The following is a 12614-nucleotide window of genomic DNA, read 5'->3' on the forward strand; positions in this document are numbered from 1 at the left end:
GCGATGCCGGGGGAAGCCTTCGGGCTCTACACCCATCAGCGCAACAACCGGACCCGATCGATCGCCCTGATCATCGGGCTGTTCCTGATGGTCTACCTGACCGTCTGGGGCGTGATGCTGGTCGGCTACGGCTATGTCGGCGTGCCGCGCGGGCGCACGGTGCTGAACTTCGTCGGCCAGCGCTTCTGGTCCTGGCTGCCCTTCATCACGCTCGCCACCGGCGCCTGGGTCTTCATCGGCTTCAGGATCAACGTGAAGCTGATCGAGGCGGTCTCGGGCGCCGAAGGCGTGACACGCGAGGCCCAGCCAAAACTCTACCGGATGCTGGAGAACCTCTGCATCTCGCGCGGCATGGTGACGCCGAAGCTCGCCATCATCCAGAGCGACGCGCTCAACGCTTTCGCCAGCGGCGTCAACGACAAGCAGTTCACGGTGACGCTGACCACCGGCCTGATCGAGCAGCTCAACGACGCCGAGATCGAGGCGGTGATCGCCCACGAGCTGACGCATATCCGCAATGGCGACGTCAGGCTGATGGTCATCGCCGTGGTGATCGCCGGCATCATCTCCTTCGTCGGCGAGGTGCTGTTCCGCAATCTCGGGCGGGTGCGCATCTCCTCGGACGGCGACAAGAAGGGCAGCGGCTTTGCGATCATCCTCGGCTTCGCCGTGATCGCCGTCGCCTGGCTCCTCGCCGTGCTGATCCGGCTGTCGCTCTCGCGGGCCCGCGAATATCTCGCCGATGCCGGGGCGGTGGAGCTGACCAAGAACCCGGATGCGATGATCTCGGCGCTGCTCAAAATCTCCGGGCGCGCAGACATCGACAATGTCCCGTCCGGCGTCATGGACATGTGCTTCGAGAACGATCCCGACGATTTCGCCGATCTGTTCTCGACCCACCCCTCCGTCACCAAGCGGGTGCAGGCGCTGGTGCAGACAGCCGGCGGGCGCCTGCCGCCGCAGGCACCGCCCGGCCCGCCGAAGATCAGCGAAAGGCAGACCCTGCCGGAGATCGCCGAGACCTCGGCCGCACATGGACCGTGGTCGCGCCCGGCACCGCCGGCGGGCGGCTAGCGCCCGTCCTTCGCCCAGCCGAGCGCCTCTTCCAGCCGGTCGTCGCCCCAGAACAGTTCGCCGTCGCCGGTGACGAAGGTCGGCGCGCCGAAGATGCCGAGCGATTTCGCAAGCTCGGTCTCGGCCTTGAGCCGGCCCTTGACCTCCTCGCTGCGTGAGGCGGGAAACGCGGCGGCAGGATCGGCCCCGGCTTCGCGCAGGGCCGCGCTCAGCACCGCCTCCTCGGCGATATTGCGCCCTTCGCAGAATTGCGCACGGAACAGCGCCCTGGAAAAGGCCGGCAGCCAGCCGGCCTCGCGACCGGCCAGGGCGAGCCGCGCCGCGACGAGCGAATTCTGCGGGAAGACTTCGGGGCGGACGATGGCGAAGCCGTTGCGGCCGGCACGTCGCGCCACGTCGCGCCACATATAACGGCCCTTGTTCGGGTAGAGATTGAAGGGGGAGCTGGTCCAGCCCTGGGCCGCGAAGATCGGGCCCAGCAGGAACGGCCGCCAGCGCACCGCCACGCCGGCGGTATCCGCCATCTCTTCGATCCGCAGGGCGCTGAGGCAGGAATAGGTCGACGCGAACTCGTACCAGAAATCCAGAACAGGACGATTCGGCATCTGACCCCCAACCAGCAACGCATCACTCCGCCCGCATTGCGGGCGGCAACCCATCAGCGGAAGACGCCAGATCGATCAGAAGGTTCCGATTGCGTCGCCCCGAACCCTGCGATAGTGCCCGGTTACGTCCGAAATGCGGCCGGCCAGGTCGCATTCTCTACACCAGGTACGAGCCCTCGTGCCGCCATTGCAGGAAGACCAGTCATGGCCGACAAGCGCGTGAACAAGGTCGTGCTCGCCTATTCCGGCGGGCTCGACACCTCGATCATCCTGAAGTGGCTGCAGACCACCTATAATTGCGAAGTCGTGACCTTCACCGCCGATCTCGGCCAGGGCGAAGAGCTGGAGCCGGCCCGCCAGAAGGCGCTGCTGCTCGGCATCAAGCCGGAGAACATCTTCATCGAGGACCTGCGCGAGGAATTCGTGCGCGACTACGTCTTCCCGATGTTCCGGGCGAACGCCGTCTATGAGGGTGTCTATCTGCTGGGCACCTCGATCGCCCGTCCGCTGATCGCCAAGAAGCTGATAGAGATCGCCGAGAAGGTCGGCGGCGACGCGGTCTCGCATGGCGCCACCGGCAAGGGCAACGACCAGGTCCGCTTCGAATTGACCGCCTATGCGCTGAAGCCCGACGTGCACGTGATCGCGCCCTGGCGCGAATGGGATCTGCGCTCGCGCGAGCAATTGATCGCCTTCGCCGAGCAGCACCAGATTCCGATCGCCAAGGACAAGCGCGGCGAAGCGCCGTTCTCGATCGACGCCAATCTGCTGCACGTCTCCTCCGAGGGGAAGGTGCTGGAGGATCCGGCGCAGGAGGTTCCGGACTACGTCTTCTCGCGCACCGTCTCGCCGGAAGAGGCTCCGGATACCCCGACCGTGATCTCGATCGATTTCGCCAAGGGCGATGCGGTCGCGATCGACGGCGTGCAGCTTTCGCCGGCCAAGCTGCTCACCAGGCTCAACGAGCTCGGCCGCGACAACGGCATCGGCCGGCTCGACCTGGTCGAGAACCGTTTCGTCGGCATGAAGAGCCGCGGCATGTACGAGACGCCCGGCGGCACGATCCTGGCCGTCGCGCACCGCGCCATCGAATCGATCACGCTCGACCGCGGCGCCGCGCATCTCAAGGACCAGCTCATGCCGCAATATGCCGAGCTGATCTATAACGGCTTCTGGTTCTCGCCCGAGCGCGAGATGCTGCAGGCGCTGATCGACAAGAGCCAAGAGTTCGTCGCCGGCCAGGTGCGGCTGAAGCTCTACAAGGGCGGCGTCCACGTCATCGGCCGCTCCAGCCCGTATTCGCTCTACGACCAGGACCTCGTCACCTTCGAGGAAGGCGCCGTCGCCTACGATCACCGCGACGCCGCCGGCTTCATCAAGCTCAACGCGCTGCGCCTGCGCACGCTCGGCCAGCGCAAGAAGAAGCTCGGGCTCTGAGAGACCGATTTTCCGACATCACCTCGTCGTTCCGGTACTCAGGCCGAAACGGCTAGATGACTGAATGGAGATCTGATCGCGCAGGCGATCAGATCTCGATCTCCACGCCGACCTCGACAACCTGCTTGGCCGGGATATGGAAATGCGCGGCGGAACGCTCGGCGTTGCGCTGCATGAAGGCGAAGAGCGCTTCGCGCCACATCGCCATGCCCGCGATCTCCTCGCGCGGAATGACGGTCTCTCGGCCGATATAATAGGACATCCCGCCAAGATCGACGCCGGACAGAAGGCCGTGCTCGACGCCGCAGCGCAAGCCGTCGGGGATATGCGGCGTCTCCATGAAGCCGAAATGCAGGATCACACGCGTGACGCTGGGCGCGAGTTCGATCAGCTCGATCCGGTTTTCGTCGGAGACGCGCGGAATTTCCTCGAGCTTGCCGGTCACGAGCAGAATGCGCTCGTGCAGAGCGTGATTGTGGCGGACGAAGTGGGTGAGCGAGAGCGGCAGCCCGCGCGCGGCCGAGGCGAGGAAGGCGGCCGTCCCGGGCAGGCGTAGCGGCGGGTTGGTCGCCAGCATCTCCAGGAAGGCCTTTTCCGGTTCCCGCTGGCGGGCCCGCGCCGCCTCCACCAGGGCAAGGCCGCGCCGCCAGGTCAGCATGATCATCGTCAGCACCAGGGCCAGAAGCAGCGGGTACCAGCCGCCCTCATGCAGCTTCGGCAGGTTCGCCGAGAAGAAGGCGAGGTCGATCAGCAGGAAGAAGCCGTTGACCGCGATAACCAGGATCGGGTTGTAGCCCCATTTCAGCGCGATCAGCGCCGCCAGCCCGGTGGTGATCGCCATCAGCAGGGAGACCGCGATGCCGTAGGCGCCGGCGAGCGCGTCGGAAGAGCGGAACATGAAGACCGAGGTCAGCGTCGCCAGGCAGATCATCCAGTTGACGATCGGAATGTAGATCTGCCCCTTCTGGTCGTCCGCGGTGTGCTTGATGTGGATCGCCGGGAAGAGGCCGAGCTGCACGGCCTGCCGGGTCAGCGAGAACGCGCCGGTGATCACCGCCTGCGAGGCGATGACGGCGGCGGCCGTCGCGAAGAACACCATCGGATAATGCGCCCAGTCCGGCGCGAGTTGGTAGAACGGGTTGGCGATCGCCTCGGCATGGCTGAGCAGCAAGCCGCCTTGGCCGAAGTAGTTCAGCATCAGCGCCGGGAGCACCACGGTCAGCCAGGCGATGCGGATCGGCAACGGGCCGAAATGGCCCATATCCGCATACATCGCCTCACCGCCGGTCACCGCCAGGAAGGTCGCGCCCAGCACGGCGAAGCCGACAATCGGGGCGGTGTGGGTGATGAAGTAGAGCGCGTTGAACGGATTGATCGCGGAGAGGATCTCCGGCGCCATCAGAATGCCCCGGATACCGAGCAAGGCGAGAGCGATGAACCAGAGCAGCATGATCGGCCCGAACAGCTTGCCGATGAAGCCGGTGCCCTTGCTCTGCACCAGGAAGACGCCGATCAGGATCATCGCGGTCAGCGGAACGATCGCTGGCGCAAGGAACGGCGCATCGACCTTGAGGCCCTCGATCGCGCTGAGCACGGAAATCGCCGGCGTGATGGCGCCGTCGCCATAGAGCAGCGCAGCGCCGACGAGCCCGATCACGAGGACATAGGCCCGGGCCGTGCCCGGCTTGGCATGGCGCGCCTTGAGCAGTGCCAGCATCGCCATGATGCCGCCCTCGCCGCGATTGTCGGCGCGCATGATCAGCAGCGAATATTTGAGCGAGATGATCAGGATCAACGCCCACAGGATCATCGAGACACAACCGACGACGGCTCCCGGCTGCAAGGTGCCGCCGGCACTCGCGGCGCGGGCGGCCTCCTTGAGCGCATAGAGCGGGCTCGTACCGATGTCGCCGTAGACGACGCCGAGGGCGCCGAGCGTCAGGGCGGGGATGGAGCCATGGTGCTCGCCATGAGAGGGCGAACTGCTCTGTGACAGAACCCCTTGGGTCATGCGCCGCCTCCCCTTTTGCAGGAGTAGGGCATGCACCGGCAGCGACAGCAAGGCTGGAGCAGGGATTGCGATGCGGGGAAAGCCCCCGAAGAGCTCGGCAGGCCGGCGAGAAGGACTCGCCGGCCGCTTGTTATGTCGTCTTATTTCGCAAGCTTCCCGAAGGCGAAGAACTGGGTCTCGCCGGAGGAGTCGTCGACGCCGTCATTATCGGTGACGACGAAGAGGCTGCCTTCCTTGTCGACCGCCATGCCCTCGACCTTGTCGAGCCCGTAGCCGCCGAGCTTCATCAGCTCCGGCGTCAGGTCGCGCAGCAGCTTCTTCTCGACGGTCGGGATCTCCGAGGAGCCGAACGGCGCCGGCTTCAGCCCCTTCACCGAGAAGGTCGCGAGCGTCTTCACCGCCTTGGCGCCGAAGAGGTTGTCGCGCTCGATCACGGCGAAGCTGTCGTCGCCGAGATAGGTCAGTTCGGAGAGGCCCATCCAGGCGCCGGCGCCGGGCGTCGTCAGCGGGTAGTAGAGGATGCCCCAGCTCTTGGTGAAGGGCTTGTAGGAGAGGATCTTGACCTTGCCCTTGGGATCGTCCTTCCACTCGCGCTGGACGGCGATCCAGACTGTCTCGTCCTGGCCTGTGCCGGTGACGGCGACGCCCTCATAGCCCTGGTTGATCGCCTTGGCGGCGAACTCCTCCGGCAGGGCGATCTCCTCCTCGATCTCGCCCTTGGCCGAGGCGCGCAGCAAGAGGTTCTGCGTCGGCTTCTCCTTGCGCTCCGGCGCGCCTTCCGAAGCGAGCCAGAAGCCGCCGCCGGGGCGCGTCGCGATCCCCTCGAGATCATAGGAGGCCGGCTTGCCGTCCTTGGTCACGGTGATGGCGCCGGTGATCATTGCCGGCTTCTTCGTGGCGTCGATCTCGAGGATGCGCGAGGGCGTATAGGCGCTGTCGGTGACGCTGAAGAGCCGGCCCGGCAATTCGGGATGGGCGGCGAGACCCGAGAGTGCACCCCAGCCGAGCGGGGCGCCGTCGACATCGGCCGAGACGATGGTCGGGTAGGTGGCCGGGCCCTCGCTGCGCTCGTAGATCGTCACGGCCGAGCGCGGCCCGCCCTTCTCGCCAAGGTCAGCCTCGGAGGCGCTGACGAAGAGATTGCGCTGCGGGATGGCGAGCAGCCCCTCCGGCGCGATGCCGCTCGGCAAGGCCTGCAGGAAGCGCGGAGCCTTGCCCGACCCCTCGTCCTTGAAGACGAGGACGAGCGAGGCGCGCTCGAGCCCGACGAAGAACAGGCGCTCGCCATGATAGGTGCCGACCTCGATCCCCTCCGGCTCGCTGCCCTTGGCGGCCGAGCGGCGCTCGGGATAATGGCCGAGGCGGATGGCGATGTGGTCGACCATGTTGCCGGAATCGAACTCGACCGTGCCGTCCTTGCGGAAGATCGTGAAGCCGCGCGAGCCGCCCTTCCAGTCACCCTCATTGGCGGTGACGAAGCGGTCATTATCGAGCCAGCGCACCGCATCGGGCTCGCGCGGAACGCCCTTCAACTCCTCGGTCGGCTTGATCTGGCCGTCGCGGGTCTTGTCGATGGCCTTGAGGTCGACGGTGCCGGCCGGGAAATGCGCGACGAGCTTGCCGGTCTTCGTATCGACCACGGCAAGATGGTTGTTCTCCTGCAGCGTCACCACGGCGAGGCCGTCCTGGTTGACGTCGACGAATTCCGGCTCCGGATCGGTCGGCTCGACCGCGGCGATGCCGGTGAGATCGACGATCTGCCTTGTGGCGCAGTCAGCCTCGCCGTCCTTGATGCCGATGAGGGTGAGATTACCGGCTGGGAGCTGCGGCAGGTCGCCCTTGTTCAGCTTTTCATCGCGCTCGTTCTCGATGACGATGGCGAGCTTGCCCTTGTCCTTGGTCAGCGTGATCGAATCCGGCTGGCCGCCGAGCTCGCATTTGGCCGAGACCTGCTTCGTCCTGAGGTCGATGGTGGCGAGATGGCCGGCCGGTTCCTTGAAGTTGTCGCCGGAGCTGACGACGACGGCGAAGGCGCGCTCGCCGAGGATGACGACCGAGGTCGGCTCACCGCCAACCGGGATGAAGCCGGCAGGCTTGGGCGCATTGGCGGTGGTGATGTTGATCAGACCGATCGCCTTCTGCTCGGCGTCGGTATAGGCGAGCAAGGTGCCGGCCTCGTTGGCGGCGATGATCTCGGACACCGTCTTCTTCGACGGATCGCGATCAGCTGGCAGGTTCAGCGGCACCTGGAAGGTGGCGATGCGGTTGAAGTTCGGCTCGGCCAGCGCCGTGCCGCCGGCGAGGAGCGTCGCGAGAGCCGCAAGGACAAGGGGTTTGCGCATTGGGACGGTCCTGTTCCGCAGGGTGGGGAGGCAGGCCTTCCGGCTAGTGAGCACAGACGACAGTTTCGTGACAAGCCGTCGCAAAGCAAACGCCGCCGCGGGGGAGCCGCAGCGGCGTGATTGGGGAAAGAGGCTGGTCAGCGCAGCGTGGCTTCGGCTCCGGCGATATCGGAAACCGACTTCTTCAGGCCGATCACTTCGAGCTCGGTAACGACGGCGACCGCCACGGCCTGGGCCAGGACGAAGGCGATGCCGAGCGTGGTCGGCGCGAACCAGCCGGCGACCAGGATCAGCACGCTGTCGGCGACCCAGAGGATGTTGACGCCGATCACGGCGTAGATTGCGAGTCGCGGCAGGCGCGTCCGGCTGGCGAAGAACGCCAGCGCGGCAGCGCAAGGCAGCAGCACGAGGCCGGCGCCGCGCAGGAATTCCGCCGGGAAGCCGAGAAGCCCGGAGAGCGCGCCGGCGCCAACACTGAGCAGCAGGCCGGTCGCGGCGCAAGCGGCAGCGTCGAGGGCGAGGGCATTGCGCAGGAAACGCGAGGACTGGATGAAGGCCATGGCTGTTCTCCGATCGGCCGCCCTGTCGTCGGGCAGCGGTTGCTGATGGAGGCCATGCTGACGAAAGCCCGGCGGCCGGTCGATTAAGCCAGAGGTAATTGGACGACAGCCCGTCCGCGGCTAGCTTGCCTGCCATGAACAAGCACCAGCAGCCCACGATCGGGCATCTCATCCGCGACTGGCGCCAGCTGCGCCGTCTCAGCCAACTCGACCTCGCGCTCGAAGCCGAGATCTCGCAGAAGCATCTCAGCTTCGTCGAGAGCGGCCGCTCGGTCCCGAGCCGTGACATGGTCCTGCTGCTCGCCGAGCATCTCGGCGTGCCGCTGCGCGAGCGCAACGCGCTCCTGCTCGCCGCCGGTTACGCACCGGTCTATCTCGAACGCTCGCTGGAGGATCCGAGCCTCCAGGCAGCGCGCGGCGCGATCGACCTCCTGCTCAAAGGGCACGAGCCCTACCCCGCCGTCGCCGTCGACCGGCACTGGACCCTGCTCGCGGCAAACAGGATGATCGCACCGATGCTCGCGGTCGTCGAGGATGCCGACCTTCTGCGCCCCCCCGTTAACGTGCTTCGGCTCAGCCTGCATCCGCGCGGGCTCGCCCCGGCGATTGTCAATCTTACGGAGTGGCGCGGCCACCTGATCGCAAGGCTACGCCAGCAGATTCGTGCCACTGCCGATCCGCTGCTCGCCGAGCTCCTGACCGAATTGCTGAGCTATCCCGTTCCGGCTGCGCCTACGGGCAGGGGCAAAGCGCAGGAGGAGGCGGAGCCGCCGATCGTCGTGCCCCTGAAGCTGCGGCTGGGCGAGACCGTGCTGTCGCTGATCTCGACCACGACCGTGTTCGGCACGCCGGTCGACGTCACCTTGTCCGAGCTGGCGCTGGAGACCTTCTTTCCGGCCGACGAAGCGACAGGTCAGGCGCTACGGGCGATCGCGGCGAGCGTTGCGCCCGCCTCCTGATGGACGGAACCAAAGCCGGGCCGTGACGTTCTCCCATCCGAACCGGCGCCGAGGCGCCGATCACGGATCACTCTGAAAGGAAAACGTCCATGGGCAGCACGACCGACAAGATCAAGGGCATGGCCAATGAAGCCGCCGGCAACGTCAAGCAGGCCGCCGGCAAGGCGCTGAACAAGCCCGGGCTGCAGGCCGAGGGCATCGCGCAGGAGCGCAAGGGCGAGGCCCAGCAGGCTGTCGGCAAGGCCAAGGACGCGGTCAAGAAAGTGGTCGACAAGGCCTGACCTGCGGGTCGGCCTCCGATCAAACGGGACGGGCGCCGTGAGGCGCCCGTTTTTCGTCTCAGGCGGACCCGCCGAGGCCGCCGAGGAAATCCTTGACCCGGCCGAAGAAGCCGGCGGTCTCGGGATGGGTTGCGCCCGAGCTCTCGCGCTCGAACTCCATCAGCAGTTCGCGCTGGCGGGCGGTCAGCTTCTGCGGCGTCTCGACCAGGACCTGGATGTAGAGATCGCCCATCTCGCGCGAGCGCAGCACGCTCATGCCCTTGGCCTTGAGGCGGAACTGCTTGCCGGTCTGGGTGCCCTCGGGGATTTTCACCCGGGCCTTTTCACCGTTCAGCGTCGGCACCTCGATCTCGCCGCCGAGCGCAGCCGAGGTCAGGCCGATCGGCACGCGGCAGAATAGGTCGGCACCGTCGCGCTGGAAGATGGCGTGCGGCTTGATCGAGAGGAATATGTAGAGATCGCCCGCCGGGCCGCCACGCAGACCGGCCTCGCCCTCGCCGGCGAGGCGAATGCGGGTACCGTCCTCGACCCCGGCCGGGATGTTGACCGAGAGCGTGCGCTCGCGGGTGACGCGGCCAGCGCCCTGGCAGCCGGCGCAGGGATCGTCGATGATCTCGCCGCGGCCGCCGCAGGTCGGGCAGGTGCGCTCGACCGAGAAGAAGCCCTGGCTGGCGCGGACGCGGCCATGGCCACCGCAGGTCGGGCACTGTCGCGACTTCGAGCCTGCCTTGGCACCGGTGCCAGAGCAGACCTCGCAGGTCACCGACGTCGGGACGCGGATGGTCTCGTTCTTGCCGGCATAGGCCTCTTCGAGGCCGATCTCGAGATTGTAGCGCAGATCGGCGCCGCGCTCGCGCGAGTTCGCGCCGCGCGGGCCACGGCCCCGGCCTTCGCCGAAGAAGGATTCGAAGATGTCGGACATGAAGTCCGACATGTCGGCCGGTCCGCCGCCTCCGCCGCCATTGTCGAAGGCCTGGTGGCCATAGCGGTCATAGGCAGCGCGCTTCTGGCCGTCGGAGAGGACCTGATAGGCCTCGTTGATTTCCTTGAACTTGATCTCCGCCTGCTTATCGCCCGGATTCTTGTCCGGGTGATGCTGCATGGCGAGCTTGCGGAAGGAGCCCTTGAGCTCGACTTCCGTCACGGTCCGGGAGACCCCGAGGATCTCGTAATAGTCGCGCTTCGACATTCAACCAGCTGCCCCTGCGCCGCCCCGCGCTTCCTGCGCGGGCCAGCGAGTCATGTCCTGCCGACGCCATCGCCTTAATGGAATGGCCGGGTCAAGCCCGGCCATCCCGTCACGACCGATGACGAGCGCGCTTTACGCGCTCTTCTTCTTGTCGCCCTTGTCGTCGCTGACGTCCTTGAAGTCGGCGTCGATGACGTCGTCCTTCTTCGGCTCTTCGGCAGCGGCGCCTTCCGGAGCATTCGCTTCGGCCTGGCTGGCGGCATACATCGCCTCGCCGAGCTTCATCGACGCCTGCATCAGCTCGTTGGTGCGCGAGGAGATCGCCTCGGCATCCTCGCCGGTCAGCGCGGTCCGAAGCGCCTCGAGCGCGGTCTCGATCGCGCCCTTGTCGGCGGCCGAAACCTTGTCGCCATAGTCCTTCAGCGACTTCTCGGTCGAGTGCACGAGGCTCTCGCCCTGATTCTTGGCCTCGACGAGCTCGCGACGCTTCTTGTCCTCGGCTGCGTTCGCCTCGGCATCCTTGACCATCTTCTGGATCTCGGCCTCGGAGAGGCCGCCAGACGCCTGGATGCGGATCTGCTGCTCCTTGTTGGTGGCCTTGTCCTTCGCCGTCACCGAGACGATGCCGTTGGCGTCGATGTCGAAGGTCACCTCGATCTGCGGCATGCCGCGCGGGGCCGGCGGAATGCCCATCAGGTCGAACTGGCCGAGCAGCTTGTTGTCGGCCGCCATCTCGCGCTCACCCTGGAAGACCCGGATCGTCACCGCGCCCTGGTTATCCTCGGCGGTGGAGAAGACCTGGCTCTTCTTGGTCGGGATCGTGGTGTTGCGGTCGATCAGACGCGTGAACACGCCGCCCAGCGTCTCGATGCCGAGCGACAGCGGGGTCACGTCGAGCAGCAGCACGTCCTTGACGTCGCCCTGCAGCACGCCGGCCTGGATCGCGGCGCCGATGGCGACGACCTCGTCAGGGTTGACGCCCTTGTGCGGCTCCTTGCCGAAGAACTGCTTCACCACCTCCTGGACCTTCGGCATGCGGGTCATGCCGCCGACGAGGACGACCTCGTCGATCTGGCCCGCGGAAAGGCCGGCATCCTTGAGCGCCTTGCGGCAGGGCTCGATGGTGCGCTGGATCAGGTCGTCGACCAGGCTCTCGAACTTGGCGCGCGAGAGCTTGATGGCGAGGTGCTTCGGACCCGAGGCATCCGCCGTGATGTAGGGCAGGTTGATCTCGGTCTGCGCGGTGGTCGAGAGCTCGATCTTGGCCTTCTCGGCAGCTTCCTTGAGGCGCTGGAGAGCGAGCTTGTCCTTCTTCAGGTCGATGCCCTGCTCGCGCTTGAACTCATCCGCCAGGTACTCGACCAGGCGCATGTCGAAGTCCTCGCCGCCGAGGAAGGTGTCGCCATTGGTCGACTTCACCTCGAAGACGCCGTCGCCGATCTCAAGGACCGAGACGTCGAAGGTGCCGCCGCCGAGGTCATAGACCGCGATGGTGCCGGTCGACTTCTTGTCGAGGCCATAGGCGAGCGCGGCCGCGGTCGGCTCGTTGATGATGCGCAGCACCTCGAGGCCGGCGATGCGGCCGGCATCCTTGGTGGCCTGGCGCTGGGCGTCGTTGAAATAGGCGGGAACGGTGATGACCGCCTGCGTGACCGGCTGGCCGAGATAGGCCTCCGCGGTCTCCTTCATCTTCGTCAGGGTGAAGGCGGAGATCTGCGAGGGCGAGTAGTCCTTGCCGTCGGCCTCGACCCAGGCGTCGCCCGACGGAGCCTTCTTGATCTTGTAGGGGACGAGATCGATGTCCTTCTTGGTCATCGGATCGTCGAAGGTGCGCCCGATCAGGCGCTTGATGGCGAAGAAGGTGCGCTCCGGATTGGTGACCGCCTGGCGCTTCGCCGGCTGGCCAACCAGACGCTCGCCGTCATCGGTGATGGCGACGATCGAAGGCGTGGTGCGGGCGCCCTCGGAATTCTCGATGACCTTCGGCGTCGACCCTTCCATCACTGCAACGCAGGAATTGGTGGTTCCGAGGTCGATACCAATAACTTTACCCATGGATGGGATCCCTTTCGATTTAGCAGATCGCCGGAAGGCCGCGTCCAGGACGCCGTCCTCCGGCCCATGGCCCCGGATCGCCCCCACCTACCGCGGCGAGC

Annotated in this window: 10 protein-coding genes; 4 read left to right on the forward strand and 6 right to left on the reverse strand. The window is 66.3% G+C overall.

Annotation, left to right across the window (positions count from 1 at the left end; all coding sequences use genetic code 11):
* The first annotated feature begins 3 nt into the window (after positions 1 to 3).
* A complete protein-coding gene (locus tag ACWIGM_RS15320) occupies positions 4 to 1074 on the forward strand; it encodes a M48 family metallopeptidase (RefSeq protein ID WP_454026769.1) in 1071 nt (356 codons plus the stop codon).
* Here ACWIGM_RS15320 and ACWIGM_RS15325 read toward each other — a convergent pair.
* Positions 1071 to 1679: a 2-hydroxychromene-2-carboxylate isomerase gene (locus ACWIGM_RS15325; RefSeq protein ID WP_454026770.1), complete on the reverse strand. Its 609-nt coding sequence runs from the start codon at positions 1677 to 1679 to the stop codon at positions 1071 to 1073. The two genes, ACWIGM_RS15320 and ACWIGM_RS15325, sit on opposite strands and share 4 nt — an antisense overlap.
* Before the next feature lie 204 nt (positions 1680 to 1883).
* Here ACWIGM_RS15325 and ACWIGM_RS15330 point away from each other — a divergent pair, with 204 nt between their 5' ends.
* Positions 1884 to 3116, forward strand: coding sequence for an argininosuccinate synthase (locus ACWIGM_RS15330; protein ID WP_454026771.1), 1233 nt, complete (start codon positions 1884 to 1886; stop codon positions 3114 to 3116).
* Between the two features lie 88 nt (positions 3117 to 3204).
* On the opposite strand, the gene ACWIGM_RS15335 is transcribed toward ACWIGM_RS15330, so the two are convergent.
* The 3 genes from ACWIGM_RS15335 to ACWIGM_RS15345 all read right to left on the reverse strand — a co-directional run bounded on the left by ACWIGM_RS15335 (position 3205) and on the right by ACWIGM_RS15345 (position 8029).
* On the reverse strand, positions 3205 to 5058 hold the full coding sequence (locus ACWIGM_RS15335) for a potassium transporter Kup (protein WP_454027012.1): 1854 nt from the start codon (positions 5056 to 5058) through the stop codon (positions 3205 to 3207).
* 209 nt (positions 5059 to 5267) lie between these two features.
* Complete coding sequence (locus ACWIGM_RS15340; RefSeq protein WP_454026772.1) at positions 5268 to 7469, reverse strand: esterase-like activity of phytase family protein; 2202 nt, start codon at positions 7467 to 7469, stop codon at positions 5268 to 5270.
* A gap of 137 nt (positions 7470 to 7606) precedes the next feature.
* Positions 7607 to 8029: a hypothetical protein gene (locus ACWIGM_RS15345; protein WP_454026773.1), complete on the reverse strand. Its 423-nt coding sequence runs from the start codon at positions 8027 to 8029 to the stop codon at positions 7607 to 7609.
* Between the two features lie 134 nt (positions 8030 to 8163).
* Here ACWIGM_RS15345 and ACWIGM_RS15350 point away from each other — a divergent pair, with 134 nt between their 5' ends.
* Entirely contained in the window at positions 8164 to 8988 is an 825-nt protein-coding gene (locus tag ACWIGM_RS15350; RefSeq protein ID WP_454026774.1) for a helix-turn-helix domain-containing protein, read from the forward strand.
* A gap of 89 nt (positions 8989 to 9077) precedes the next feature.
* Entirely contained in the window at positions 9078 to 9269 is a 192-nt protein-coding gene (locus ACWIGM_RS15355) for a CsbD family protein (protein WP_454026775.1), read from the forward strand.
* A 58-nt stretch (positions 9270 to 9327) separates the two neighbouring features.
* Here ACWIGM_RS15355 and dnaJ read toward each other — a convergent pair whose 3' ends face one another.
* Positions 9328 to 10458 (reverse strand): molecular chaperone DnaJ, encoded by a 1131-nt coding sequence (gene dnaJ / locus ACWIGM_RS15360; RefSeq protein WP_454026776.1) that lies wholly within the window; start codon positions 10456 to 10458, stop codon positions 9328 to 9330.
* A 132-nt stretch (positions 10459 to 10590) separates the two neighbouring features.
* On the reverse strand, positions 10591 to 12513 hold the full coding sequence (gene dnaK / locus ACWIGM_RS15365) for a molecular chaperone DnaK (RefSeq protein WP_454026777.1): 1923 nt from the start codon (positions 12511 to 12513) through the stop codon (positions 10591 to 10593).
* Positions 12514 to 12614 lie beyond the last annotated feature (101 nt).

The sequence above is a fragment of the Allobosea sp. NPDC055332 genome, assembly GCF_053645455.1.

What these genes read in the sequence shown, in the direction of transcription:
- ACWIGM_RS15345 (WP_454026773.1), bottom strand. Translation starts at nt 8,029, where the DNA reads ATGGCCTTCATCCAGTCCTCGCGTTTCCTGCGCAATGCCCTCGCCCTC.
- dnaJ (WP_454026776.1), bottom strand. Translation starts at nt 10,458, where the DNA reads ATGTCGAAGCGCGACTATTACGAGATCCTCGGGGTCTCCCGGACCGTG.
- dnaK (WP_454026777.1), bottom strand. Translation starts at nt 12,513, where the DNA reads ATGGGTAAAGTTATTGGTATCGACCTCGGAACCACCAATTCCTGCGTT.
- ACWIGM_RS15330 (WP_454026771.1), top strand. Translation starts at nt 1,884, where the DNA reads ATGGCCGACAAGCGCGTGAACAAGGTCGTGCTCGCCTATTCCGGCGGG.
- ACWIGM_RS15325 (WP_454026770.1), bottom strand. Translation starts at nt 1,679, where the DNA reads ATGCCGAATCGTCCTGTTCTGGATTTCTGGTACGAGTTCGCGTCGACC.
- ACWIGM_RS15320 (WP_454026769.1), top strand. Translation starts at nt 4, where the DNA reads ATGCCGGGGGAAGCCTTCGGGCTCTACACCCATCAGCGCAACAACCGG.
- ACWIGM_RS15350 (WP_454026774.1), top strand. Translation starts at nt 8,164, where the DNA reads ATGAACAAGCACCAGCAGCCCACGATCGGGCATCTCATCCGCGACTGG.
- ACWIGM_RS15340 (WP_454026772.1), bottom strand. Translation starts at nt 7,469, where the DNA reads ATGCGCAAACCCCTTGTCCTTGCGGCTCTCGCGACGCTCCTCGCCGGC.
- ACWIGM_RS15355 (WP_454026775.1), top strand. Translation starts at nt 9,078, where the DNA reads ATGGGCAGCACGACCGACAAGATCAAGGGCATGGCCAATGAAGCCGCC.